Source organism: Pseudomonas piscis, assembly GCF_009380155.1.
Classification (GTDB): domain Bacteria; phylum Pseudomonadota; class Gammaproteobacteria; order Pseudomonadales; family Pseudomonadaceae; genus Aquipseudomonas; species Aquipseudomonas piscis.
In genome coordinates, this window is sequence record NZ_WHUV01000005.1 from 357,853 (window position 1) to 384,479 (window position 26,627).

The 26,627-nt window shown below is 61.6% G+C and carries 23 protein-coding genes; 20 read left to right on the plus strand and 3 right to left on the minus strand.

From position 1 onward, the window contains the following. Positions 1 to 31: 31 nt before the first annotated feature. Together GDH07_RS26420 and infA are read left to right on the plus strand one after the other, a co-directional pair. Entirely contained in the window at positions 32 to 739 is a 708-nt protein-coding gene (locus GDH07_RS26420; protein ID WP_053136616.1) for an arginyltransferase, read from the plus strand. Between the two features lie 100 nt (positions 740 to 839). Continuing rightward, a complete protein-coding gene (infA, locus tag GDH07_RS26425) occupies positions 840 to 1,058 on the plus strand; it encodes a translation initiation factor IF-1 (RefSeq protein ID WP_002553999.1) in 219 nt (72 codons plus the stop codon). Between the two features lie 141 nt (positions 1,059 to 1,199). On the opposite strand, the gene clpA is transcribed toward infA, so the two are convergent. Both clpA and clpS read right to left on the minus strand, forming a co-directional pair. Continuing rightward, positions 1,200 to 3,470: an ATP-dependent Clp protease ATP-binding subunit ClpA gene (gene clpA, locus GDH07_RS26430; protein WP_053136619.1), complete on the minus strand. Its 2,271-nt coding sequence runs from the start codon at positions 3,468 to 3,470 to the stop codon at positions 1,200 to 1,202. 29 nt (positions 3,471 to 3,499) lie between these two features. Beyond that, positions 3,500 to 3,862, minus strand: a complete 363-nt coding sequence (gene clpS, locus GDH07_RS26435) for an ATP-dependent Clp protease adapter ClpS (RefSeq protein WP_011062173.1) — start codon at positions 3,860 to 3,862, stop codon at positions 3,500 to 3,502. Positions 3,863 to 4,085: 223 nt separating this feature from the next. Between clpS and cspD the strand changes: the two genes are divergently transcribed. Next, complete coding sequence (gene cspD, locus GDH07_RS26440; protein WP_031320140.1) at positions 4,086 to 4,343, plus strand: cold shock domain-containing protein CspD; 258 nt, start codon at positions 4,086 to 4,088, stop codon at positions 4,341 to 4,343. Positions 4,344 to 4,422: 79 nt separating this feature from the next. Here the strand turns inward: cspD and icd are convergent, their stop codons facing one another. Beyond that, complete coding sequence (gene icd, locus GDH07_RS26445; protein ID WP_011062175.1) at positions 4,423 to 5,679, minus strand: NADP-dependent isocitrate dehydrogenase; 1,257 nt, start codon at positions 5,677 to 5,679, stop codon at positions 4,423 to 4,425. A 507-nt stretch (positions 5,680 to 6,186) separates the two neighbouring features. Here icd and GDH07_RS26455 point away from each other — a divergent pair. The 17 genes from GDH07_RS26455 (at position 6,187) to nuoI (ending at position 26,622) form a co-directional block, all read left to right on the plus strand. Then, positions 6,187 to 8,412: an NADP-dependent isocitrate dehydrogenase gene (locus GDH07_RS26455; RefSeq protein ID WP_022639636.1), complete on the plus strand. Its 2,226-nt coding sequence runs from the start codon at positions 6,187 to 6,189 to the stop codon at positions 8,410 to 8,412. 190 nt (positions 8,413 to 8,602) lie between these two features. After that, on the plus strand, positions 8,603 to 9,049 hold the full coding sequence (locus tag GDH07_RS26460; protein WP_022639637.1) for an NUDIX hydrolase: 447 nt from the start codon (positions 8,603 to 8,605) through the stop codon (positions 9,047 to 9,049). 71 nt (positions 9,050 to 9,120) lie between these two features. After that, entirely contained in the window at positions 9,121 to 10,254 is a 1,134-nt protein-coding gene (gene mnmA, locus GDH07_RS26465) for a tRNA 2-thiouridine(34) synthase MnmA (protein ID WP_031320144.1), read from the plus strand. Further along, positions 10,251 to 10,874 carry a high frequency lysogenization protein HflD gene (gene hflD, locus GDH07_RS26470; protein ID WP_022639639.1) on the plus strand — a complete coding sequence of 208 codons (624 nt, stop codon included), beginning with the start codon at positions 10,251 to 10,253 and terminating at the stop codon, positions 10,872 to 10,874. Before mnmA ends, hflD begins: the two co-directional genes overlap by 4 nt. A gap of 128 nt (positions 10,875 to 11,002) precedes the next feature. Continuing rightward, positions 11,003 to 12,373, plus strand: a complete 1,371-nt coding sequence (gene purB, locus GDH07_RS26475) for an adenylosuccinate lyase (RefSeq protein ID WP_152899393.1) — start codon at positions 11,003 to 11,005, stop codon at positions 12,371 to 12,373. An 83-nt stretch (positions 12,374 to 12,456) separates the two neighbouring features. Beyond that, positions 12,457 to 13,626: a ribosomal protein uL16 3-hydroxylase gene (locus GDH07_RS26480; RefSeq protein ID WP_022639641.1), complete on the plus strand. Its 1,170-nt coding sequence runs from the start codon at positions 12,457 to 12,459 to the stop codon at positions 13,624 to 13,626. Then, positions 13,619 to 14,041: a GNAT family N-acetyltransferase gene (locus GDH07_RS26485; protein ID WP_022639642.1), complete on the plus strand. Its 423-nt coding sequence runs from the start codon at positions 13,619 to 13,621 to the stop codon at positions 14,039 to 14,041. Before GDH07_RS26480 ends, GDH07_RS26485 begins: the two co-directional genes overlap by 8 nt. 168 nt (positions 14,042 to 14,209) lie before the next feature. Further along, positions 14,210 to 14,980, plus strand: coding sequence for a secretin N-terminal domain-containing protein (locus tag GDH07_RS26490; RefSeq protein ID WP_152899394.1), 771 nt, complete (start codon positions 14,210 to 14,212; stop codon positions 14,978 to 14,980). Between the two features lie 483 nt (positions 14,981 to 15,463). After that, positions 15,464 to 16,789, plus strand: a complete 1,326-nt coding sequence (gene aceA, locus GDH07_RS26495; RefSeq protein WP_022639644.1) for an isocitrate lyase — start codon at positions 15,464 to 15,466, stop codon at positions 16,787 to 16,789. A 594-nt stretch (positions 16,790 to 17,383) separates the two neighbouring features. Beyond that, a complete protein-coding gene (locus tag GDH07_RS26500; RefSeq protein WP_022639645.1) occupies positions 17,384 to 17,797 on the plus strand; it encodes an NADH-quinone oxidoreductase subunit A in 414 nt (137 codons plus the stop codon). A 10-nt stretch (positions 17,798 to 17,807) separates the two neighbouring features. After that, positions 17,808 to 18,482 (plus strand): NuoB/complex I 20 kDa subunit family protein, encoded by a 675-nt coding sequence (locus GDH07_RS26505; protein WP_022639646.1) that lies wholly within the window; start codon positions 17,808 to 17,810, stop codon positions 18,480 to 18,482. A gap of 71 nt (positions 18,483 to 18,553) precedes the next feature. Then, positions 18,554 to 20,335 (plus strand): NADH-quinone oxidoreductase subunit C/D, encoded by a 1,782-nt coding sequence (gene nuoC, locus GDH07_RS26510; RefSeq protein ID WP_031320145.1) that lies wholly within the window; start codon positions 18,554 to 18,556, stop codon positions 20,333 to 20,335. A 2-nt stretch (positions 20,336 to 20,337) separates the two neighbouring features. Then, the gene (gene nuoE / locus GDH07_RS26515) at positions 20,338 to 20,835 is read left to right on the plus strand and encodes an NADH-quinone oxidoreductase subunit NuoE (RefSeq protein WP_012313767.1); all 498 of its coding nucleotides are present in this window, start codon (positions 20,338 to 20,340) and stop codon (positions 20,833 to 20,835) included. Next, positions 20,832 to 22,211 (plus strand): NADH-quinone oxidoreductase subunit NuoF, encoded by a 1,380-nt coding sequence (gene nuoF, locus GDH07_RS26520; RefSeq protein WP_022639648.1) that lies wholly within the window; start codon positions 20,832 to 20,834, stop codon positions 22,209 to 22,211. Before nuoE ends, nuoF begins: the two co-directional genes overlap by 4 nt. A 132-nt stretch (positions 22,212 to 22,343) precedes the next feature. Next, positions 22,344 to 25,058: an NADH-quinone oxidoreductase subunit NuoG gene (nuoG, locus tag GDH07_RS26525; RefSeq protein WP_053136634.1), complete on the plus strand. Its 2,715-nt coding sequence runs from the start codon at positions 22,344 to 22,346 to the stop codon at positions 25,056 to 25,058. Further along, a complete protein-coding gene (gene nuoH / locus GDH07_RS26530; protein WP_022639650.1) occupies positions 25,055 to 26,062 on the plus strand; it encodes an NADH-quinone oxidoreductase subunit NuoH in 1,008 nt (335 codons plus the stop codon). The genes nuoG and nuoH overlap by 4 nt, the downstream gene beginning before the upstream one ends. A gap of 11 nt (positions 26,063 to 26,073) precedes the next feature. Beyond that, the gene (gene nuoI / locus GDH07_RS26535; RefSeq protein WP_022639651.1) at positions 26,074 to 26,622 is read left to right on the plus strand and encodes an NADH-quinone oxidoreductase subunit NuoI; all 549 of its coding nucleotides are present in this window, start codon (positions 26,074 to 26,076) and stop codon (positions 26,620 to 26,622) included. Positions 26,623 to 26,627: the final 5 nt, after the last annotated feature.

Consider the following 26,627-nt stretch of genomic DNA (forward strand, 5'->3'; position numbering starts at 1 on the left):
TAGAGCCAAAGCTTATCCCGAGGGTTGACTCATGACCGAGTTGGCGCGCCTGAAGTTTTATGCCACTCAACCCCATTCTTGCAGCTACCTGCCCGGCGAACAGGCCACCACCCTGTTCCTCGATCCCAGCCAGCCCATGGATGTGCATGTCTATGCGGATCTGTCGGAAATGGGCTTTCGCCGCAGCGGTGATCATCTGTACCGGCCCCATTGCCAAAACTGCAACGCTTGTGTGCCGGCGCGCATCCCGGCAGCGCAGTTCCTGCCCAATCGCCAGCAAAAACGCATCCTCAAGCGCAACAGCGACCTGACCGTGCAAGCGGCCAAACCCAGTTTCAGCGAAGAATATTTCGACCTGTACCAGCGCTACATCGAGCAACGCCACGCCGATGGCGACATGTTCCCCCCCAGTCGCGATCAATTCTCGACTTTCCTGGTCCGCGACCTGCCTTTCTCGCGCTTCTATGAGTTTCGTCTCGAAGGCCGCTTGCTGGCCGTAGCCGTCACCGATCTGCTGCCCAACGGCCTGTCGGCGGTCTACACCTTCTATGAACCCGACGAAGAACGCCGCAGCCTCGGGCGCTACGCGATCCTCTGGCAGATCGGCGAAACCCTGCGCCTGGGCCTTGACGCGGTCTATCTCGGCTATTGGATCAAGAACTGCAAAAAGATGAATTACAAGACTCAATACCGCCCCATCGAGCTTCTGATCAACCAGCGCTGGGTGCTCCTGAACTAGAAGGTCTTGGCTTGAACCCCACTTTTCGGGCACAATGCACGCCGCTTTTGCCTGGCGCAGTTGCACCGGGCCATTAACTGGACACCGAGGGCTTTACTGCATGTCGAAAGAAGACAGCTTCGAAATGGAAGGCACTGTCGTCGACACCCTGCCCAACACCATGTTTCGCGTGGAGTTGGAAAATGGGCACGTCGTAACCGCGCACATCTCCGGCAAGATGCGCAAGAACTACATTCGTATTCTTACCGGTGACAAGGTGCGCGTCGAGCTGACGCCCTATGACTTGAGCAAAGGGCGTATCACTTACCGCGCTCGCTAAGCAAGTCAATACAAGACGCCCGGCCAAGCCGGGCGTTTTTGTTGGCGCCTGAAAAACCTGCCTGCAGGTTTCAACATCCATTCTCCAGATAGCACAAAGGCACCTTGCGGTGCCTTTGGCATTTCTACGAGACGAACTCTATCAGGCCATTTCCGCCGTGGTCTCGAAATCGAAGGTCAGCTCGCCATCCTTGATGTCGATGTGCACCACACCGCCATGGTCGGACAACTCGCCGAACAGGATCTCTTCGGCCAACGGGCGCTTGATCTTGTCCTGGATCAGGCGCGCCATCGGACGGGCCCCCATGGCTACGTCGTAGCCACCGGCGGCCAGCCAGCTGCGGGCAGCATCGGTCACCTCCAGCTGCACGCGCTTGTCTTCCAACTGCGCCTGAAGCTCGGTAAGGAACTTGTCCACCACGCTCTTGATCACTTCATGGCTCAAGCGACCGAACTGGATGATGGTATCCAGGCGGTTGCGGAACTCCGGCGTGAAGCTCTTCTTGATCACTTCCATGGCATCGGAAGAGTGATCCTGATGAGTGAAACCGATGGAGGCTCGCGCCGCGGTTTCAGCACCGGCGTTGGTGGTCATGATGATGATCACGTTGCGGAAATCCGCCTTGCGCCCGTTGTTGTCGGTCAGGGTTCCGTGATCCATCACCTGCAGGAGCAGGTTGAAGACTTCCGGATGGGCCTTCTCGATTTCATCGAGCAGCAGCACGCAGTGCGGTTGCTTGGTGATCGCCTCGGTCAGCAGTCCGCCCTGGTCGAAACCGACATAACCGGGAGGCGCACCGATCAGGCGCGAAACGGTATGCCGCTCCATGTACTCGGACATGTCGAAGCGCACCAGCTCGATCCCCATGGCCTTGGCCAGTTGCCGCGCCGCTTCGGTCTTGCCGACACCGGTAGGGCCCGCGAACAGGAAGGAACCGACCGGCTTGTCCGGCGACTTCAGGCCCGCACGGGACAGCTTGATGGCGGTAGCCAACGAGTCGATCGCCGCATCCTGGCCGAACACCGTCAGCTTGAGGTCACGCTCGAGGTTGCGCAGCAACTCCTTGTCGGAACTGGTGACATGCTTCGGCGGAATACGGGCAATCTTCGCCACGATATCTTCGACCTGCGCCACTTCGATGCGCTTGACGCGCTTCTCGGCCGGCTGCAGGCGCTGGAAGGCGCCCGCTTCGTCGATGACGTCGATGGCCTTGTCAGGCATATGCCGGTCATTGATATAGCGCGAGGCCAATTCCGCCGCGGCACGCAAGGCTTCGTCGCTGTATTCGATGCCGTGGTGCTGCTCGAAGCGCGCCTTGAGCCCGCGCAGGATACCGATGGTGTCCTCGACCGAAGGCTCGGTGACGTCGACCTTCTGGAAGCGCCGGGCCAGTGCCCGATCCTTCTCGAAAATCCCACGGAACTCCTGGAAAGTGGTCGAGCCGATGCAACGGATGTCACCGGAAGAAAGCAGCGGCTTGAGCAGGTTGGAGGCGTCCATCACCCCACCGGACGCCGCACCGGCACCGATGATGGTATGAATCTCGTCGATGAACAGGATCGCCTGCGGACGCTTCTTCAGCTCGCCCAGAAGCGCCTTGAAGCGCTTCTCGAAGTCGCCACGGTACTTGGTACCTGCGAGCAGGGCGCCCAGATCCAGGGAATACACCACGCTGTTGATCAGCAGGTCTGGCACCTGATTGTCGACGATACGCTTGGCCAGGCCTTCGGCAATCGCGGTCTTGCCCACCCCTGCCTCACCCACCAGCAGCGGGTTGTTCTTGCGCCGGCGAGCCAGGATCTGCGCCACGCGCTCGACCTCATGCTCACGCCCAACCAACGGGTCGATGCGTCCCTGACGGGCCAGTTCATTGAGATTGCTGGCATAGGCATCCAGAGGATTGCCCGAAGAAGACGGCTCACCACCCTCCTCGTCCTGCATTTCCTGCTCACCCTCGGAATGGTCGCCATGCCCGGGCACCTTGGAGATGCCATGGGCGATATAGTTGACCACGTCGATGCGGGCAACGCTCTGCTGCTTGAGCAGGAACACTGCCTGGCTCTCCTGCTCACTGAAGATCGCTACCAGTACGTTGGCACCGGTAACTTCACGCTTGCCAGAACTCTGCACATGAAATACCGCGCGCTGCAGCACCCGCTGGAAACCCAGGGTTGGCTGAGTCTCGCGATCTTCATCGTGTACAGGAATCAATGGCGTAGTGGAGTCGATGAACTCCTGCAGGTCATGCTTGAGCTTGTCGAGGTTCGCTCCGCAGGCACGGAGAACAGTGGCAGCGGCCTCATTATCCAATAGAGCCAACAGGAGGTGCTCGACGGTCATGAACTCATGACGCTTCGAACGGGCCTCCTTGAAGGCGAGATTGAGGGTGACTTCGAGCTCGCGGTTTAACATAGCTTCACCTCATACCCAAGTGGTCGGCGTTAACCGTCCTTCTCGATTTCACAGAGTAGCGGATGCTGGCTTTCCCTGGCGTACTGGTTGACCTGCATGGCCTTGGTCTCGGCGATGTCGCGGGTAAACAATCCACACACTGCCCGTCCTTCGGTATGGACGGCCAGCATGACCTTGGTCGCCAGCTCGCGATTCAGGTTAAAAAACATCTCGAGCACTTCGACGACGAAATCCATCGGGGTGTAGTCATCGTTGAACAAAACCACCTTGTACATCGGCGGCGCCTGAAGCGCAGGCTTGGCCTCCTGTACCGCCAAGCCAGCGGAATCGTCGTCGTGCAAGTCCGGGCGATCCTGATTGAATGTTAGTCGAATCTGGCTGATTGCATGCATGGAAAGAAGGTTCGTCAGTTGTGCAAATACAGTGGTGGGGGCGCCCTGGGGGGAATTCAACTCCGACCGCCGGGTCACCTTGACTATCGGCAAAACGGTGTTACAACCAATAGGGCCCACATTGGGTAATAAACGTCCACGGCGTCAACCTTTTTACCAAGTTTGGCGGTGGATGAACTGGATGATACTCCAGTGATGGAGTCTGTTGCAGAGGGATATGAGTATGGCTAGCGGTAAGGTCAAGTGGTTCAACAATGCCAAGGGTTACGGCTTTATTAATGAGGAGGGCAAGAGCGACGATCTCTTCGCCCACTACTCGGCCATCGAAATGGATGGCTACAAGACCTTGAAAGCCGGGCAGGCCGTGAGCTTCGAGATCATCCAAGGACCCAAGGGGCTGCATGCGGTCAAGATAAGCTCCTTGAAGGCGCCCGGAGAAATCCTTGCCGCCGAGGCCCAGCACGAAAGCGCCTTGAGCTGATTTACCCAACATCCAGTCATAAAAAAACCGGCCGATTCAAGGGATTGAATCGGCCGGTTCGTTTTGCTCGCAGCGTGGCTTACATGTGCGAGATCAGCGCATCACCGAAGGCCGAGGAAGACAGCAGGGTCGCACCGTCCATCAGGCGCTCGAAGTCATAGGTCACGGTCTTGGCCGAGATCGCGCCGTTGGTGCCCTTGATGATCAGGTCCGCCGCTTCGGTCCAGCCCATGTGGCGCAGCATCATCTCGGCCGAGAGGATCAGCGAGCCCGGGTTGACCTGGTCCTTGCCGGCATACTTGGGCGCAGTACCGTGGGTGGCTTCGAACATTGCCACGGTGTCGGACAGGTTGGCGCCTGGAGCGATACCGATGCCACCGACTTCCGCCGCCAGGGCGTCGGACAGGTAGTCACCGTTGAGGTTGAGGGTAGCGATCACATCGTATTCGGCCGGGCGCAGCAGGATCTGCTGGAGCATGGCGTCGGCGATGGCATCCTTGACGATGACGTTCTTGCCGGTTTTCGGGTTCTTGAACTGCATCCACGGGCCACCGTCCAGCAGGGTCGCGCCGAACTCCTCGGCCGCCACTTCATAGGCCCACTCCTTGAAGGCACCTTCGGTGAACTTCATGATGTTGCCCTTGTGCACGATGGTCAGCGAGTCACGATCGTTATCCACCACGTATTGCAGCGCCTTGCGCGCCAGACGCTTGGTGCCCTGCAGGGAGACCGGCTTGACGCCGATGCCGCAGTTTTCATCGAAACGGATCTTGGTGACGCCCATTTCCTCTTTAAGGAACTTGATCACCTTGGTGGCTTCTGCCGAGCCGGCTTTCCACTCGATACCGGCGTAGATGTCCTCGGAGTTCTCACGGAAGATGGTCATGTCCACATCGCCAGGCTTCTTCACCGGGCTGGGCACGCCTTCGAACCAGCGCACCGGACGCAAGCACACATACAGGTCCAGTTGCTGGCGCAGCGCCACGTTCAGGGAGCGGATGCCGCCACCGACCGGAGTGGTCAGCGGGCCCTTGATGGAAACCACGTAATCCTTCACCGCGTCCAGGGTTTCCTGGGGAAGCCAGGTGTCCTGGTCGTACACTTGAGTCGCTTTTTCCCCGGCATACACTTCCATCCAGGAAATCTTGCGTTCGCCGCCGTAGGCTTTTTTCACTGCAGCATCGACAACCTTGATCATGACCGGGCTGATATCAACACCAATACCGTCGCCTTCGATGAAAGGGATAATCGGGTTGTTAGGAACATTGAGAGAATGGTCTGCATTGACGGTGATTTTGTCGCCGACTGCTGGAACCTGAATCTTCTTGTATCCCATGCTGAACTCCGTTGTGTGGATTGAACATCTGGCTGCATTCGAGCGTAACCCAGTTGTATCTGGACGGGAACCTCATGTTCCACCCGGATGCCGTGAAAGCGTTGCAATTCGCGGCCTACAAGCCTGAAAGCAAAGGGAAAAGCGCCAAATTCGAGCACTGGCGACGACTCTACGCCGCCACCTTGCCTGCGACCTTTAGACCAATGGACGAGCGCCCATGCATATGAAGCACCGGCGTTTTGCTAGCCACCTATGTATAATGCCGCCGCTGACCACAGAGTCACGACGGCCGAACGCTCTGCAACCGGAAAAAGACTAGCCGAGACTGGCCGCACGAAGCCGGGTTGTTACCGCAACCCACCCGCTTGACGCTCGACTGATGCACCCAACATCACCGCGAAGAAACCTCGACATTCGGCTCATGGATGACCTTTGAACGAAAGCGCTTTACCCGGCGCACCTCGAGTTTCTGCGCACGCTTTAGCAAAGAAGAGAGTTAATCCGAATATGCCCACCCGCTCGAAGATCATCTACACCTTCACCGACGAAGCACCCGCCCTCGCCACCTATTCCCTGCTGCCTATCGTAGAAGCCTTCACCGCTTCGGCTGATATCGCCGTGGAAACCCGCGACATCTCCCTGGCCGGACGCATCCTCGCCAGCTTCCCCGAGCAGTTGGGCAGCAAAGCCGTGCCGGACCACCTCGCCGAACTGGGCGAGCTGGCGGTCACCCCGCAAGCCAACATCATAAAGCTGCCGAACATCAGCGCCTCGGTACCGCAGCTGCAGGCCGCAATCAAAGAGCTCCAAGCCCAGGGCTACGCCCTGCCGGACTACCCGGAAAACGCCACCACCGACGCCGAGAAAGACGCCAAGGCCCGTTACGACAAGGTCAAGGGCAGCGCCGTGAACCCGGTCCTGCGTGAAGGCAACTCCGACCGCCGCGCTCCACTGTCGGTCAAGAACTACGCACGCAAGCACCCGCACAAGATGGGCAGCTGGGCCCAGGACTCCAAGTCCCACGTGGCCCACATGAGCAACGGCGACTTCTACGGCAGCGAGAAGGCCGCACTGATCGAAGCCGCAGACAGCGTCAAGATCGAGTTGATCGCCCAGGACGGCACCGCCACCGTCCTGAAGGAAAAGACCAGCGTACAAGCCGGTGAGATCCTCGACTGCGCCGTAATGAGCAAGAAGGCCCTGCGCGCCTTCATCGCCGCCGAAATCGAAGACGCCAAGGCAAAGGGCGTACTGCTGTCGGTCCACCTGAAAGCCACCATGATGAAGGTCTCCGACCCGATCATGTTCGGCCAGATCGTTGCCGAGTTCTACCAGGACGCCCTGGCCAAGCACGCCCAGGTGCTGCAGGAAATCGGCTTCAACCTGAACAACGGCATCGGCGACCTGTACGCCCGCATCAAGGCCCTGCCAGCCGAGCAGCAAGCTGCGATCGAGGCTGACATCCAGGCCGTCTACGCCGCTCGCCCTGCCCTGGCCATGGTCAACTCCGACAAGGGCATCACCAACCTGCACGTGCCGAGCGACGTGATCGTCGACGCCTCGATGCCGGCCATGATCCGTGACTCCGGCAAGATGTGGGGCACCGATGGCCAGCTGCACGACACCAAGGCGGTGATTCCGGATCGCTGCTACGCCACCATCTACCAGGCCGTGATCGAAGACTGCAAGGCCAATGGCGCCTTCGATCCGACCACCATGGGCAGCGTGCCGAACGTTGGCCTGATGGCGAAAAAAGCCGAAGAGTACGGCTCCCACGACAAGACCTTCCAGATCAAGGCCGACGGCGTGGTACGCGTTACCGACAGCAAGGGCAACCTGCTGCTGGAACAGAAAGTCGAGGCCGGCGATATCTTCCGCATGTGCCAGACCAAGGACGCGCCGATCCAGGACTGGGTCAAGCTGGCCGTCAACCGCGCCCGTGCCAGCAGCACCCCGGCGATCTTCTGGCTCGACCCGATGCGCGCCCACGACGGCGTGATGATCGAGAAGGTCCAGGCCTACCTGAAGGACCACGACACCAGCGACCTGGACATCCGCATCATGTCGCCGGTCGAAGCCATGAAGTTCACCCTGGCCCGCACCCGCGACGGCAAGGACACCATCTCGGTGACCGGTAACGTACTGCGTGACTACCTGACCGACCTGTTCCCGATCATGGAACTGGGCACCAGCGCCAAGATGCTGTCGATCGTGCCGCTGATGAACGGTGGCGGCCTGTTCGAGACCGGTGCCGGCGGTTCCGCTCCGAAGCACGTGCAACAGCTGCTGGAAGAGAACTTCCTGCGCTGGGACTCCCTGGGTGAGTTCCTGGCCCTGGCCGCCTCCCTGGAGCACCTGGGCAACACCTACGACAACGCCAAGGCCCTGGTCCTGGCCAAGACCCTGGACCAGGCCACCGGCCAGTTCCTGGACAACAACAAGTCGCCATCGCGCAAAGTCGGCAACATCGACAACCGCGGCAGCCACTTCTACCTGGCGCTGTACTGGGCCCAGGCCCTGGCAGCCCAGACCGAGGACGCAGCACTGCAAGCGCAGTTCGCTCCCCTGGCCAAGGCCCTGACCGAGAACGAAGCGACCATCGTCGCCGAGCTCAACGGCGTACAAGGCAAGCCAGTGGACATCGGCGGCTATTACGCAGCCAACCCTGAGCTGGTGAGCAAGGCCATGCGCCCGAGCGCCACGCTCAATGCGGCTATCGCCGCACTGGTTTAAGTCATACCGCTGTAACGCAAACCCCGGCCCTGTGCCGGGGTTTGTGTTTTCTGTACAACACCCTTGCTTGCGACAAGGGGCCGCGATGGGCCAGGCGAAACGCCCGACCTTCATCGCGAGCAAGCTTCGCTCCTACAGGCACGGGTGTTCGTTTTATGATGATCGCCCCACTCAAGACAGAGCCCTACCTATGGAATGGCAACCTCACATCACCGTCGCCACCATCGTCGAGGACCAGGGACGCTTCCTGTTCGTCGAGGAGTTCCAGGGCGAACAGGCCGTGCTCAACCAGCCCGCCGGACACCTGGACGCGAATGAAAGCCTGCTGCAGGCAGCCGTGCGCGAAACCCTTGAAGAAACCGGTTGGGACGTGGAATTGACCGGCGTAGTGGGCATCTACCTCTACACCGCCCCCAGCAACGGCGTGACCTACCAGCGCGTGTGCTTCGCCGCCAGGCCGCTGCGCCACCATCCCGACTACCCACTGGACCACGGCATCATCGGCCCACGCTGGCTGACCCGCGAGCAATTGCTGGAGCAGCGCCCCCAGTGGCGCAGCGAGCTGGTCCTGCAGTGCCTGGACGATTACCTGGCTGGCCAGCCCCACAGCCTGGCACTGATCCGTCCGTCGCTTTGATCGCAGTTTCCCCCTTGCAGGCGTCAGCCTGTTAGAATCCCGTCCTTTTTCCAGACATCCGTTGAATTCCTATGCGTGATCCAGCCCCTTCTGACACCCAAAAGAAGCGCGTCATTGTCGGCATGTCCGGCGGCGTGGATTCTTCCGTTTCCGCCCTCCTGCTGATGGAGCAGGGTTACCAGGTGGAAGGCCTGTTCATGAAGAACTGGGAGGAAGACGACGGAACCGAATACTGCACCGCCATGGACGACCTGGCCGACGCCCAGGCCGTCTGCGACAAGCTGGGCATCAAGCTGCACACCGCCAACTTCGCCGCCGAGTACTGGGACAACGTGTTCGAGCACTTCCTGGAGGAGTACAAGGCTGGCCGCACGCCGAACCCGGACATCCTGTGCAACCGGGAAATCAAGTTCAAGGCGTTCCTGGACTACGCCATGATGCTCGGCGCCGACCTGATCGCCACCGGCCACTATGTGCGTCGCCGTGATATCGACGGCCGCACCGAATTGCTCAAGGGCCTGGACCCGAACAAGGACCAGAGCTACTTCCTGCATGCAGTGGGCGGCGAGCAGATCGCCAAGACCCTGTTCCCGGTGGGCGAACTGGAAAAACCCGAAGTACGCGCCATTGCCGAGAAACATGACCTGGCCACCGCCAAGAAAAAGGACTCCACCGGCATCTGCTTCATCGGTGAACGACGCTTCAGCGACTTCCTCAAGCAGTACCTGCCGGCCCAGCCCGGCGAGATCAGGACCACCGAGGGCGAAGTCATCGGCCGCCATCACGGCCTGATGTACCACACCATCGGCCAGCGCCAGGGCCTGGGCATCGGCGGCCTGAAGGACGCTGGCGACGAGCCGTGGTACGTGCTGGTCAAAGACCTGGAGCACAACGAGCTGATCGTCGGCCAGGGTAATGACCACCCCTGGCTGTTCTCTCGTGCCCTGCTGGCCTCGGAGATCTATTGGGTCAACCCCGTCGATCTCAGCCAGCCTCGGCGCCTGACCGCCAAGGTACGCTACCGCCAGGGCGACCAGCCCTGCACCCTGGAAAAGACCGCCAACGGCTACCGCGCAACCTTCGACGACCCGCAACGCGCCGTGACCCCCGGCCAGTCCGTGGTGTTCTATGACGGTGAAATCTGCCTCGGCGGCGGCGTCATCGAAGTCGCCGAGCCCTGGACCAGCAAGGACCAGCGCCCATGAGCCCGATCCAGGAGCAGTTGACGGCACTGGGCGGGGTGTTCCTGGCCGCGGTACTGGTGGACCGGATCGCCAAGACCGGCCAAGTCAGCGAAGCCGCCCTGAGCTGCATGCTCGGCAGCCTGCTGATCCGCGACCCCAAGGACACCCTGGAAGTCTATGGCGGCGATGATCTGAACCTGCGTGAAGGCTACCGAGCCCTGATCGGCGCCCTGGAGCGCGACCCCAGCTCGCTGCAACGCGAGCCGTTGCGCTACGCCCTGTCGATGCTCGGCCTGGAACGCCAGTTGGCCAAGCGTGGCGACATGCTCGATACCATCGGCAAGCGCCTGCCGCAGATCCAGTCCCAGGTGGAGCACTTCGGCCCAGCCCATGAAAACGTGATCGCCGCTTGCGGCGGGCTGTACCAGGACACCCTGAGCACCCTGCGCCAGCGCATCCAGGTCCATGGCGACATGCGCAACCTGCAGCAGCCGAGCAACGCCTCGAAGATCCGCGCCCTGCTCCTGGCCGGTATCCGCTCGGCACGCCTGTGGCGGCAGCTGGGCGGCCATCGCTGGCAGCTGGTACTGAGCCGGCGCAAACTGCTCAAAGAACTCTACCCCCTGATGCGCAGCCACTGAGCTGCGCTCGCCCAAGCGCTTTTTTCAAGAGCTGCGCGTAAGACGCCGGTCAGTTGGCAACGGACCGGCGGATATTTTCATGTATGATACGCGCCCCATTTCGTTGCCCGACTGTCCGAGAACACCCCATGCAGCTCTCTTCGCTCACTGCGGTTTCCCCTGTTGACGGCCGCTACGCCGGCAAAACCCAGGCCCTGCGGCCCATTTTCAGCGAATACGGCCTGATCCGTTTCCGTGCCCTGGTCGAGGTGCGCTGGCTCCAGCGCCTGGCCGCCCACCCGCAAATCGCTGAAGTGCCGGCCTTCTCCGCCGACGCCAACGCCCTGCTCAACAGCCTGGCCGACGACTTCGCCCTCGAGCACGCCGAGCGCGCCAAGGAAATCGAGCGCACCACCAACCACGACGTCAAGGCCATCGAATACCTGCTCAAGGAGCAAGCCGCCAAGCTCCCTGAGCTGGCCAAGGTCAGCGAATTCATCCACTTCGCCTGCACCAGCGAGGACATCAACAACCTGTCCCACGCCCTGATGCTGCGCGAAGGCCGCGACAGCGTGCTGCTGCCACTGATGCGCCAGATCGCCGAGTCGATCCGCGAACTGGCCCACCGCTTCGCCGACGTGCCGATGCTCTCGCGCACCCACGGCCAGCCAGCCTCCCCGACCACCCTGGGCAAGGAGCTGGCCAACGTGGTGTACCGCCTGGAGCGCCAGATCGCCCAGGTTGCCGCCGTACCGCTGCTGGGCAAGATCAACGGCGCCGTGGGCAACTACAACGCCCACCTGTCGGCCTACTCGGACATCGACTGGGAAGCCAACGCCCGCGCCTTCATCGAAGATGAGCTGGGCCTGGCCTTCAACCCCTACACCACGCAGATCGAGCCGCACGACTACATCGCCGAGCTGTTCGACGCCATTGCCCGCTTCAACACCATCCTGATCGACTTCGACCGGGATATCTGGGGCTACATTTCCCTGGGCTACTTCAAGCAGAAGACCATCGCCGGCGAAATCGGCTCCTCGACCATGCCGCACAAGGTCAACCCGATCGACTTCGAGAACTCCGAAGGCAATCTGGGCATCGCCAACGCATTGTTCCAGCACCTGGCCAGCAAACTGCCGATTTCCCGCTGGCAGCGCGACCTGACCGACTCCACCGTGCTGCGCAATCTGGGCGTCGGCTTCGCCCACAGCGTGATCGCCTACGAAGCCAGCCTCAAGGGAATCGGCAAGCTGGAGCTCAACGCCCAGAAGATCGCCGACGACCTGGACGCCTGCTGGGAAGTACTGGCCGAGCCGATCCAGACCGTGATGCGTCGCTACAACATCGAAAACCCGTACGAAAAACTCAAGGAACTGACACGCGGCAAGGGCATCAGCCCAGAAGCGCTGCAGACTTTCATCGACGGGCTGGACATGCCAGCGGCCGCCAAGGCCGAGCTGAAGCAGCTCACCCCGGCCAGCTACATCGGCAACGCCGCGGCCCAGGCAAAACGCATCTGACGCGCGGCCTGACCTTCTGACGCCCGGCCGCGCCGGGCGTTTTTATTCCTGCTAGAAAAATACATTTTTTCAATAGGTTACACATGAATCCTGATACTCCTCTGCAACTTCTGGGCGGCCTCACCGCGCGGGAATTCCTGCGTGACTACTGGCAGAAGAAACCGCTACTGGTGCGCCAGGCCATGCCTGACTTCCAAAGCCCGATCGATGCCGACGAACTGGCCGGCCTGGCCCTGGAAGAAGAAGTCGAGTCGCGCCTGGTAATCGAAAACGGCGAGCGCCCCTGGGAGCTGCGTCGCGGCCCCTTCGCCGAGGACGAGTTCAGCAAGCTGCCCGAGCGCGACTGGACCCTGCTGGTACAGGCGGTGGATCAGTTCGTGCCGGAAGTCGCCGAGCTGCTGGAACATTTCCGCTTCCTGCCCAGCTGGCGTATCGACGACGTGATGATCAGCTTCGCCGCCCCTGGCGGTAACGTCGGCCCGCACTTCGACAACTACGACGTGTTCCTGCTGCAGGGCCACGGCAAGCGCAACTGGAAGATCGGCCAGATGTGCGACGCTGAAAGCCCGCTGCTGCAGCACGCGGACCTGCGCATCCTCGCCGAATTCGAAGAAACCGAAAGCTGGGTCCTGGAACCCGGAGACATGCTGTACCTGCCGCCACGCCTGGCCCACTACGGCATCGCGGTCAACGACTGCATGACCTACTCGGTAGGCTTCCGCGCACCGAGCGCCGCCGAAGTGCTGACCCACTTCACCGACTTCCTCAGCCAGTTCCTGCCAGACGAAGAGCGCTATACCGACGCTGACGCACAACCGGTCGCCGATCCGCACCAGATCCAGCACGATGCCCTCGACCGCCTCAAGGGCCTGCTGGCCGAACACATGGGCGATGAGCGCCTGCTGCTGACCTGGTTCGGCCAGTTCATGACCGAGCCGCGCTATCCGGAGCTGGTGACAGGCCCGGAAGCGATGGAAGAAGACGAACTGCTGGACAGCCTGGAACAGGGCGCGGTGTTGATTCGCAACCCGAGCGCACGCCTGGCCTGGTCCGAGGTGGATGAAGACTTGTTACTGTTTGCCAGCGGCCAAAGCCGGTTGCTTCCCGGTAAACTGCGCGAACTGTTGAAAATGATTTGCGCCGCCGATGCGCTGCACATCGACAACCTCGGCCCCTGGCTGGCGGATGACGACGGGCGCGGCCTGCTGTGCGAACTGGTCAAGCAAGGGAGCCTGGGATTTGCCGATGAATAAGATTCACGTACGTGTCGCAGACTGGCAAAAGGATAACGCCGAGATCCGGCGCATTCGTGAAGCGGTATTCATTGCCGAACAATCGGTCCCACCCGAGCTGGAGTGGGATTCCGACGATAACGGCGCCGTGCACTTCCTGGCTTTCGAGGGCGACTTCGCCATCGGCACCGCGCGCCTGCTGCCCGACGGCCACGTCGGCCGGGTCTCGGTACTCAAGGACTGGCGCGGCCTGAAAGTCGGCGACGCGCTGATGCGCGCCGTCATCGATGAAGCCGAGAAACGCGGCCTCAAGCAGCAGATGCTCAGCGCCCAGGTCCAGGCCACGCCGTTCTACGAGCGCCTGGGCTTCTCCATCGTCAGCGAGGAATTCCTCGAAGCGGGCATCCCCCACGTCGACATGGTGCGTGGCGCCTGACAGCCCACTCACCCCAGCGTGCAACAGACGCCCCGCCACCCCCTGCGCCTCGAGGCCAGGACCAGGATGGCGGGGCGTTTTGCCGTCCAGGATTCAACTTGCCCCACCCCGGGCCGACAAAGTGTCAAACTCAAGGCCTTACGCCAGCTATTCGCGGAGATAACGGATATGTCCCTACGCACCCTGCTCACGACACTGCTGCTGACCTTCAGCTGTTCGGTCTTCGCCGCCAGCGAAATCGTGCCCCTGAACAACCGCACCAGCGCAGATCTGCTGCCGGTGGCACAGAATTTCCTCGGCAAGGACGGCAAGGTCAGCGCCTACGGCAACCAGTTGATCGTCAACGCCGAGCCGAGCCGCATCGCCGAGCTGCGCGCCTTCATCGCCCAGCTCGACACCCCGGCCAGGCGCCTGCTGATCACCGTCGATACCAACGAGAACAACTTCCAGGGCAACCAGGGCTACGCGGTCAACGGTGCGCCGCAGGCTCGCATCATCAACCGCAGTACCGAAAGCCGTGACGGCGGCATCCAGCAGGTCCAGGCCAGCGAAGGCGTGCCGGCACTGATCCAGGTCGGCCAGAGCATACCCCTGACCAGCACCCAGACGGACTCCTACGGCCGCCTGCAGAACCAGACCCAGTATCGCAACGTCACCCAAGGCTTCTACGTGACAGCAAGCGTCACCGGCGAGACCGTGCACCTGAGCATCAGCACCAACCGTGACCGCATGAGCCAGGAACGTCCCGATGTAGTGAACGTGCAAAGTACCGACACAACGGTCAGCGGACGGCTGGGCGAGTGGATCACCCTGGCTGGCGTCAATCGCCAGACCCAGGCCGACAAACAGGGCCTGGGCCGCAGCTACTCGACCCAGGGCCGGGATGACATGACCTTGCGGGTCAAGGTCGACACCCTGGACCAAGGCACCGAAAACTGACTGATTAGTCGTATTAGACCAAAGATGTAGTGCCTCAAAAAAAGCACTACAAAACATTTGACGAGCCAAAAAACCGCGGGCATGATGGCCTCGCTCCCGCTAATCAGGGGCCCTGGCAAGGGCCTTCGGATCGTTGCTCTAACCCACCCACCTGAGCCGATTCGTGTCTGTACCGCCCACAAGGCGCGTTTGACGAGATTGCGACTGGAACGAAGTTGTCCCGAGGGACGGAAGCGTAATTAGGTAGATCGGCAACACACTGAAGGATCGCATAAAGGCCCACGACGCCCGGACGCACCCTGCAGCTGGCCTCCACCTGCTCACTTCCCCTCGAGCCCATCGTTCACCCGTCGCCATCGCGCCAGACCGACTTGAGCATCCAGCCCCTGGTCAGCGAACAGCCTTCTACGCACTTTTTCAGGACCTGCGTAATCGGCGGAGCAGGAATTTTCCACCAAGACCTATGCGACGAGGTTTATCTCCATGGCACTGACACGCGAACAGCAAATTGCAGCCCTCGAAAAAGACTGGGCCGAAAACCCGCGCTGGAAAGGCGTGACCCGTACCTACACCGCCGCCGATGTCGTTCGCCTGCGTGGTTCCGTCCAGCCAGAGCACACCCTGGCCCGCATGGGCGCGGAAAAACTGTGGAACCTGGTGACCAAGGGCGCCCACCCATCCTTCCGCCCTGAAAAAGATTTCGTCAACTGCATGGGCGCCCTGACCGGCGGCCAGGCCGTGCAACAGGTCAAGGCTGGCATCCAGGCCATCTACCTGTCCGGCTGGCAAGTGGCTGCCGACAACAACTCGGCCGAGTCCATGTACCCAGACCAGTCGCTGTACCCGGTGGATTCGGTTCCAACCGTGGTCAAGCGCATCAACAACTCGTTCCGTCGTGCCGACCAGATCCAGTGGAAAGCCGGCAAGAACCCAGGCGACGAAGGCTACGTCGACTACTTCGCACCGATCGTGGCTGACGCCGAAGCCGGTTTCGGTGGCGTACTGAACGCCTACGAGCTGATGAAGAACATGATCGAGGCAGGCGCTGCCGGCGTTCACTTCGAAGACCAGCTCGCTTCCGTGAAGAAGTGCGGCCACATGGGCGGCAAGGTACTGGTTCCAACCCAGGAAGCCGTACAGAAGCTGACCGCTGCACGTCTGGCAGCCGACGTTGCCGGCGTACCGACCATCATCCTGGCCCGTACCGACGCCAACGCCGCCGACCTGCTGACCAGCGACTGCGACCCATACGACCAGCCATTCGTGGTCGGCGAGCGCACCCAGGAAGGTTTCTACAAAGTACGCGCCGGCCTCGACCAGGCGATCGCCCGAGGCCTGGCCTACGCGCCATACGCCGACCTGATCTGGTGCGAAACCGCCAAGCCGGACCTGGACGAAGCCCGTCGTTTCGCTGAAGCGATCAAGAAGGAATACCCGGACCAGATCCTGTCGTACAACTGCTCGCCTTCCTTCAACTGGAAGAAGAACCTGGACGACGCCACCATCGCCAAGTTCCAGCGCGAGCTGTCGGCAATGGGCTACAAGCACCAGTTCATCACCCTGGCCGGCATCCACAACATGTGGCACGGCATGTTCAACCTGGCGCACGACTACGCCCGCAACGACATGACCGCCTACGTGAAGCTGCAAGAGCAGGAATTCGCCGACGCCTCCAAAGGCTACACCTTCGTGGCGCACCAGCAGGAAGTGGGCACCGGCTACTTCGACGACATGACCACCGTGATCCAGGGCGGCAAGTCCTCGGTAACCGCCCTGACCGGCTCCACCGAAGAAGAGCAGTTCCATTGATCCGGCATCACGCCCCGATCGAGCGGCCAATGCAGACCCGGTAAGAACAACTGCATTGCTGTAAATCTGACGCCCCGACTGGTTCGGGGCGTTTTTTTTACCATCCTGAAGTGGCCAGGGCGATACGGCCGGTATCACCCCCTGCCTCACCTCCCGATTCACAACGCAACCAACGTACAAAAACTGGCAAAACATTGACCCAGGACGGTATCCACTGCAGCGAAACAGGCTAAAAGGTGCGGCCCTGCTACTTGCAGTAACAGGGATATAACAAACAACTTTCCTACCCCCTCGAGGAAAGCAGTTTAAATCAGCGCCCAAACAATATTGATTATCATTTAGATATTGCGACTTTCGTTACAGCCACAACAAAAGATAATTAACGAAACTCCCGCTAATGCCCGCAGGCCGCGGCTTGCGGGGCTACGAAGGCGAGCTATGTCCTTATTACGATAAACAATTTCGCTTCAGAAATTTTACTTGCCCGGTGTTTAGCCATAAAATCAGCGCGATTGATTGCACTGCGACATATCGTCACTGCTTTGTTTCTTTATCAAGCTCAGAGACTCTTGCTCTCTGTTAAGGATTACCAGCATGCCCGAAGCGACAGGACTCATGGCCCACAACTGGGGCTTTGCCATTTTCCTTCTGGGTGTTGTCGGCCTATGCGCCTTCATGCTCGGCCTCTCCAGCCTCCTCGGGTCAAAAGCCTGGGGCCGCAGTAAAAACGAACCGTTCGAGTCCGGCATGCTACCTACAGGTGGCGCCCGCTTGCGGCTCTCAGCCAAATTCTATCTGGTCGCGATGCTCTTCGTGATCTTCGATATCGAAGCCCTATTTCTCTTTGCCTGGTCTGTGTCCGTCCGCGAAAGCGGCTGGACCGGATTCGTCGAAGCTCTCGTTTTCATAGCAATTCTGTTGGCAGGTCTTGTCTACCTTTGGCGGGTGGGGGCTCTTGATTGGGCTCCGGAAGGTCGTCGTAAGCGGCAGGCGAAGCTAAAACAATGAGGCTTTGGCAATGCAATACAATCTCACCAGGATCGACCCCGATGCTCCTAACGACCAGTATCCAATCGGCCAGCGGGAAACCGTCGCCGATCCGTTAGAGGATCAGGTCCACAAAAACATCTTCATGGGCAAGCTGGAAGACGTGCTGAGTGGCGCGGTCAACTGGGGTCGCAAGAACTCCCTGTGGCCGTACAACTTCGGTCTCTCCTGCTGCTACGTGGAAATGACCACCGCCTTCACGGCTCCCCATGACATCGCGCGCTTCGGCGCCGAGGTTATCCGGGCATCGCCACGCCAGGCGGACTTCATGGTCATTGCCGGTACCTGCTTCATCAAGATGGCACCGATCATCCAGCGTCTCTACGAGCAAATGCTCGAGCCCAAGTGGGTCATCTCCATGGGTTCGTGCGCCAACTCCGGTGGCATGTACGACATCTACTCTGTAGTTCAGGGGGTGGACAAGTTCCTGCCCGTGGACGTCTACGTACCTGGCTGCCCGCCCCGTCCCGAGGCATTCCTGCAGGGCTTGATGCTCTTGCAAGAATCCATTGGCCAGGAGCGTCGCCCACTTTCCTGGGTCGTCGGCGACCAAGGCGTATATCGCGCTGAAATGCCGTCGCAGAAGGAACAGCGCCGCGAACAGCGTATTCAGGTCACCAACCTGCGCAGCCCTGACGAAGTCTGATCCAGATCTGTTCTTAACCAAGAAACGAAACTGGCTTCACTCTTTACGTTGACCGAAAGCGATAAAAAACCATGACTACAGGCAGTGCTCTGTACATCCCGCCTTATAAGGCTGACGACCAGGATGTGGTCGTCGAACTCAATAACCGTTTTGGCCCCGAGGCGTTCACCGCCCAGGCCACCCGCACCGGCATGCCGGTGCTGTGGGTCGAGCGCTCCAAGCTCGTCGAAGTCCTGACCTTCCTGCGCAACCTGCCCAAGCCGTACGTCATGCTCTATGACCTGCACGGTGTGGACGAGCGCCTGCGCACCAAGCGCCAGGGCCTGCCAAGTGCCGACTTCAGCGTGTTCTACCACCTGCTGTCGATCGAGCGAAACAGCGACGTGATGATCAAGGTAGCCCTGTCCGAGGGCGACCTGAACCTGCCATCCGTGACCAGTATCTGGCCCAACGCCAACTGGTACGAGCGCGAAGTCTGGGACATGTTCGGCATCGATTTCGCCGGCCACCCTCACCTCTCTCGGATCATGATGCCGCCGACCTGGGAAGGTCACCCGCTGCGCAAGGACTTCCCGGCCCGTGCCACCGAATTCGACCCGTTCAGCCTGAACCTGGCCAAACAGCAGCTGGAAGAAGAAGCAGCCCGCTTCCGCCCTGAAGACTGGGGCATGAAGCGCTCCGGGGCGAACGAGGACTACATGTTCCTCAACCTGGGCCCGAACCACCCTTCGGCCCACGGTGCCTTCCGCATCATCCTGCAGCTGGACGGCGAAGAGATCGTCGACTGCGTACCGGACATCGGCTACCACCACCGTGGCGCCGAGAAAATGGCCGAGCGCCAGTCCTGGCACAGCTTCATCCCCTACACCGACCGCATCGACTACCTCGGCGGGGTGATGAACAACCTGCCGTACGTGCTCTCGGTCGAGAAGCTGGCTGGCATCAAGGTGCCGGAGAAGGTCGACACCATCCGCATCATGCTGGCCGAGTTCTTCCGGATCACCAGCCACCTGCTGTTCCTGGGTACCTACATCCAGGACGTGGGCGCCATGACCCCGGTGTTCTTCACCTTCACCGACCGCCAGCGCGCCTACAAGGTCATCGAGGCCATCACCGGCTTCCGCCTGCATCCGGCCTGGTATCGCATCGGCGGCGTGGCCCACGACCTGCCGCGCGGCTGGGACAAGCTGGTCAAGGAATTCGTCGACTGGTTGCCCAAGCGCCTCGACGAATACACCAAGGCCGCCCTGCAGAACAGCATCCTCAAGGGTCGGACCATCGGTGTCGCCGCCTACAACACCAAGGAAGCCCTGGAGTGGGGCACCACCGGTGCCGGCCTGCGTTCCACCGGTTGCGACTTCGACCTGCGCAAGGCCCGTCCGTACTCGGGTTACGAGAACTTCGAGTTCGAAGTCCCGCTGGCCCACAACGGCGATGCCTACGATCGCTGCATGGTCCGTGTCGAAGAGATGCGCCAGAGTATCCGCATCATCGACCAGTGCATGCGCAACATGCCGGAAGGCCCGTACAAGGCGGACCACCCGCTGACCACGCCGCCACCTAAAGAGCGCACCCTGCAGCACATCGAGACCTTGATCACGCACTTCCTGCAAGTTTCGTGGGGCCCGGTGATGCCGGCCAACGAATCCTTCCAGATGATCGAAGCGACCAAGGGCATCAACAGTTATTACCTGACGAGCGATGGCGGCACCATGAGCTACCGCACCCGGATCCGTACTCCGAGCTACGCGCACCTGCAGCAGATCCCTTCGGTGATCCGCGGCAGCATGGTCGCGGACTTGATCGCGTACCTGGGTAGTATCGACTTCGTTATGGCCGACGTGGACCGCTAAGCATGAACAGCACGCTTATCCAGACAGACCGTTTCGCCCTGAGCGAAACCGAGCGCTCGGCCATCGAGCACGAGATGCATCACTACGAGGACCCGCGCGCGGCGTCCATCGAAGCCTTGAAGATCGTCCAGAAGGAACGTGGCTGGGTGCCGGACGGCGCCATCTATGCCATCGGCGAAGTGCTGGGCATCCCCGCCAGCGACGTCGAGGGTGTGGCTACCTTCTACAGCCAGATCTTCCGCCAGCCAGTGGGCCGCCACATCATTCGCGTATGCGACAGCATGGTCTGCTACATCGGCGGCCATGAGTCGGTGGTCAGCCAGATCCAGAGCGAACTGGGCATCGGCCTCGGCCAGACCACCGCCGACGGTCGCTTCACCCTGCTGCCAGTGTGCTGCCTGGGCAACTGCGACAAGGCCCCGGCACTGATGATCGACGACGATACCTTTGGCGACGTGCAACCTGCCGGCGTCTCCAAGCTGCTGGAGGGTTACGTATGACCATTACTTCCTTCGGCCCGGCCAACCGCATCGCGCGCACGGCCGAAACCCACCCGCTGACCTGGCGCCTGCGTGACGACGGCGAGCCGGTCTGGCTGGCCGAGTACGAATCCAAGAACGGCTATGCCGCAGCCCGCAAGGCGCTGGCGCAGATGTCCCAGGACGATATCGTCCAGGCCGTCAAGGACTCCGGCCTCAAGGGCCGTGGTGGCGCAGGCTTCCCCACCGGCGTGAAGTGGGGCCTGATGCCCAAAGACGAATCCATGAACATCCGCTACCTGCTGTGCAACGCGGACGAAATGGAACCCAACACCTGGAAGGACCGCATGCTGATGGAGCAACAGCCCCATCTGCTGGTCGAAGGCATGCTGATCAGCGCCCGTGCGCTGAAGGCCTACCGCGGCTACATCTTCCTGCGTGGCGAGTACACCACCGCGGCCAAGCACCTGAACCGTGCCATCGAGGAAGCCAAGGCCGCAGGCCTTCTGGGCAAGAACATCCTCGGCAGCGGCTTCGACTTCGAGCTGTTCGTGCACACCGGTGCCGGTCGCTACATCTGCGGTGAAGAAACCGCGCTGATCAACTCCCTGGAAGGCCGTCGCGCCAACCCGCGCTCCAAGCCGCCCTTCCCTGCCGCCGTCGGCGTGTGGGGCAAGCCGACGTGCGTGAACAACGTCGAGACCCTGTGCAACGTGCCGGCCATCGTCGCCAACGGCAACGACTGGTACAAGTCGCTGGCCCGTGAAGGCAGCGAAGACCACGGCACCAAGCTGATGGGCTTCTCCGGCAAGGTGAAGAACCCGGGCCTGTGGGAACTGCCATTCGGCGTCACCGCCCGCGAGCTGTTCGAAGACTACGCCGGCGGCATGCGCGATGGCTTCAAGCTCAAGTGCTGGCAGCCAGGCGGCGCCGGTACCGGCTTCCTGCTGCCCGAGCACCTGGATGCGCAGATGTACGCCGGCGGCATTGCCAAGGTCGGCACCCGTATGGGTACCGGCCTGGCCATGGCGGTGGACGACAGCGTCAACATGGTGTCCCTGCTGCGCAACATGGAAGAGTTCTTCGCCCGTGAGTCGTGCGGCTGGTGCACCCCATGCCGCGACGGTCTGCCATGGAGCGTGAAGATGCTGCGCGCCCTGGAAAAAGGCCAGGGCCGCGCCGAAGACATCGAGACCCTGCTGGGTCTGGTCAACTTCCTCGGCCCAGGCCGTACCTTCTGTGCTCACGCACCGGGTGCCGTCGAGCCATTGGGCAGTGCCATCAAGTATTTCCGGTCCGAGTTCGAGGCCGGTGTCGCTCCAGCAAGTGCTGGCGACGCCCTGCGCCCGAACCTGGCCAAGCCAATCCAGGCCGGGCCGATCGTGGTCGGCGCATAACAAGATGAATTGCGGATGGTCCGTGCCATCCGCCGGCCTCGTGGCCCGCCCGACTCGTTCGGTGCGGGCCGCAGGCCCACCGATTTCCATTAGCCACGCCCGCTCACGCGGGCCAACGAAGAACTTTGAACCATGGCCACTATCCACGTAGACGGCAAAGCGCTCGAAGTCAACGGTGCGGACAACCTGCTACAGGCTTGTCTGTCACTCGGCCTCGACATCCCCTATTTCTGCTGGCACCCGGCGCTCGGTAGCGTCGGCGCCTGCCGGCAGTGTGCGGTCAAGCAGTACACCGACGAGAACGACACCCGCGGTCGTATCGTCATGTCCTGCATGACACCTGCCTCCGACGGCACTTGGATCTCCATCGAAGACGAGGAATCCAAGGCGTTTCGCGCCAGCGTCGTCGAATGGCTGATGACCAACCACCCGCACGACTGCCCGGTGTGCGAGGAAGGCGGTCACTGCCACCTGCAGGACATGACGGTAATGACCGGCCACAACGAGCGCCGCTACCGTTTCACCAAGCGTACCCACCAGAACCAGGAGCTCGGCCCGTTCATCGCCCACGAGATGAACCGCTGCATCGCCTGCTATCGCTGCGTGCGCTACTACAAGGACTACGCTGGCGGCACCGACCTGGGTGTCTACGGCGCCCACGACAACGTGTACTTCGGTCGCGTCGAAGATGGCGTGCTGGAAAGCGAATTCTCCGGCAACCTCACCGAGGTCTGCCCGACCGGTGTGTTCACCGACAAGACCCACTCCGAGCGCTACAACCGCAAGTGGGACATGCAGTTCTCGCCGAGCATCTGCCATGGCTGCTCCAGCGGCTGCAACATCAGCCCCGGCGAGCGCTACGGTGAACTGCGACGCATCGAGAACCGCTTCAACGGTTCGGTCAACCAGTACTTCCTCTGCGACCGTGGCCGCTTCGGTTATGGCTACGTCAATCGCAAGGATCGTCCTCGCCAGCCACGCCTGGCCGACGGCACCAAGCTGAACCTGGACCAGGCCCTGGACCAGGCTGCCGACCTGCTGCGCGGACGCAACATCGTTGGCATCGGCTCGCCACGCGCCAGCCTGGAAAGCAACTATGCGTTGCTGGAACTGGTCGGCGCCGAGCACTTCTATTCCGGTATCGAAGCCAGCGAGCTGGAGCGTATCCGCCTGGCGATGCAAGTGCTCAAGGACAGCCCGCTGCCAATTCCCAACCTGCGTGAAGTGGAAGACCACGACGCGGTGTTCGTCCTCGGCGAGGACCTGACCCAGACCGCCGCCCGCATGGCCCTGGCCCTGCGCCAGTCGGTCAAGGGCAAGGCCGAGGAAATGGCCGACGCCATGCGCGTCCAGCCATGGCTCGACGCTGCGGTGAAGAACATCGGCCAGCACGCGCTGAACCCGCTGTTCATCGCCAGCCTGGCTGCAACCCGCCTCGATGACGTCGCCGAAGAGTGTGTACACGCCGCTCCCGACGACCTGGCCCGCATCGGTTTCGCCGTGGCCCACGCCATCGACGCCAGCGCGCCGGCGGTGGAAGGCCTGGACCGCGAAGCCCAGGAACTGGCCCAGCGCATCGCCGATGCCCTGTTGGCAGCCAAGCGCCCGCTGATCGTGTCCGGTACCTCCCTGGGCTCCAAGGCACTGATCGAGGCCGCGGCCAACATCGCCAAGGCCCTGAAGCTGCGTGACAAGGCCGGCTCCATCAGCCTGGTGGTGCCAGAGGCCAACAGCCTCGGCCTGGCCATGCTCGGTGGCGAATCGGTGGACGCGGCCCTGCAAGCGGTGATCGACGGCCGTGCCGACGCCATCGTGGTCCTGGAAAACGACCTGTACACCCGCACCGACGCGGCCAAGGTGGATGCCGCACTGAGCGCCGCCAAGGTGGTGATCGTGGCCGACCACCAGCAGACTGCTACCGTGGAACGCGCGCACCTGGTGCTGTCCGCGGCGAGCTTCGCCGAAGGCGATGGCACCCTGGTCAGCCAGGAAGGTCGCGCCCAGCGCTTCTTCCAGGTCTTCGACCCGACCTACCTGGACGCCAGCATCATGGTCCACGAAGGCTGGCGCTGGCTGCACGCCCTGCGCAGCACCCTGCTGAACAAGCCGGTGGACTGGACCCAGCTGGACCAGGTGACCGCTGCCTGCGCCGCGAGCAACACGCAACTGGCCAGCATCGTCGATGCCGCGCCGTCCGCTGCGTTCCGCATCAAGGGCATGAAGCTGGCGCGCGAACCCCTGCGCTACAGCGGCCGGACCGCCATGCGCGCCAACCAGAGCGTGCACGAACCGCGCACTCCGCAAGACCCGGATACCGCCTTCGCCTACTCCATGGAAGGTTACTCGGGCTCCGCCGAGCCTCGCTCGCAAGTGCCATTCGCCTGGTCGCCGGGCTGGAACTCGCCGCAAGCCTGGAACAAGTTCCAGGACGAAGTCGGCGGCCACCTGCGCGCCGGTGACCCGGGTACCCGCCTGATCGAAAGCCAGGGCGATCGCCTGAGCTGGTTCGCCAGCGCACCGAAGGCCTTCTCCCCGGCCCAGGGCACCTGGCAGGCCGTGCCGTTCTACCACCTGTTCGGCAGCGAGGAGAACTCCTCGAAGGCCGCTCCGGTACAGGAACGCATTCCAGCTGCCTACGTGGCCCTGGCCAAGTCCGAGGCCGACCGCCTGGGCGTCAACGATGGCGCCATGCTCGCGGTGAGCCTGGCTGGCCAGACCCTGCGCCTGCCGCTGCGGATCAACGAAGAGCTGGGTGCCGGCCTGGTAGCCCTGCCAGTCGGCCTGGCCGGAATTCCTCCGGCGTTCGCTGGCTTTTCCGTTGACGGTCTGCAGGAGGCGGCGCAATGAGTTGGTTTACCCCTGAAGTGATCGACGTGATCCTCACGGTCGTCAAGGCGATCGTCATCCTGCTGGCGGTGGTGATCGCCGGTGCGTTGCTGAGCTTCGTCGAACGTCGCCTGCTGGGCTGGTGGCAGGACCGCTACGGTCCGAACCGCGTTGGCCCGTTCGGCATGTTCCAGATCGCCGCCGACATGCTGAAGATGTTCTTCAAGGAAGACTGGACCCCGCCGTTCGCCGACAAGGTGATCTTCACCCTGGCACCGGTGGTGGCCATGAGCGCCCTGTTGATCGCCTTCGCGATCATCCCGATCACCCCGACCTGGGGTGTCGCGGACCTGAACATCGGCCTGCTGTTCTTCTTCGCCATGGCTGGCCTGTCGGTCTACGCGGTGCTGTTCGCCGGCTGGTCGAGCAACAACAAGTTCGCCCTGCTGGGCAGCTTGCGTGCCTCGGCCCAGACCGTGTCCTACGAAGTGTTCATGGGCCTGGCGCTGATGGGCATCGTGGCCCAGGTCGGTTCGTTCAACATGCGCGACATCGTCGAGTACCAGGCGCAGAACCTGTGGTTCATCATTCCGCAGTTCTTCGGCTTCTGTACCTTCTTCATCGCAGGCGTGGCCGTGACTCACCGTCACCCCTTCGACCAGCCCGAAGCGGAACAGGAACTGGCCGACGGTTACCACATTGAATATGCCGGCATGAAGTGGGGCATGTTCTTCGTTGGCGAATACATCGGCATCATCTTGATCTCGGCACTGCTGGTCACCCTGTTCTTCGGTGGCTGGCACGGTCCGTTCGGCATCCTGCCGCAACTGTCCTTCGTCTGGTTCGCTTTGAAAACCGCGTTCTTCATCATGCTGTTCATCCTGCTGCGCGCCTCGATCCCGCGCCCACGCTATGACCAGGTGATGGACTTCAGCTGGAAGTTCTGCCTGCCGCTGACCCTGATCAATTTGCTGGTGACCGCTGCGCTCGTGCTCTACAACGCGCCAGCCGTTGCGGCCCAGTGAGGATTTGACCCATGTTCAAATATATTGGCGACATCGTGAAGGGTACTGGTACCCAGTTGCGCAGCCTGGTCATGGTCTTCGGCCATGGCTTTCGCAAGCGCGACACCCTGCAATACCCGGAAGAGCCGGTGTACCTGCCACCCCGCTATCGTGGTCGCATCGTACTGACCCGCGATCCCGACGGCGAAGAGCGCTGCGTAGCCTGCAACCTGTGCGCGGTGGCCTGCCCGGTGGGCTGCATCTCGCTGCAAAAAGCTGAAACCGAAGACGGTCGCTGGTACCCGGACTTCTTCCGCATCAACTTCTCGCGCTGCATTTTCTGTGGTCTCTGCGAGGAAGCCTGTCCGACCACCGCGATCCAGCTGACACCGGATTTCGAGATGGCCGAGTTCAAACGTCAGGACCTGGTTTACGAGAAGGAAGATCTGCTGATCTCCGGTCCCGGAAAGAACCCTGATTACAACTTCTATCGTGTTGCAGGTATGGCCATTGCCGGTAAGCCCAAAGGCACCGCGCAGAACGAAGCCGAGCCGATCAACGTGAAGAGCTTGCTGCCTTAAGGAAG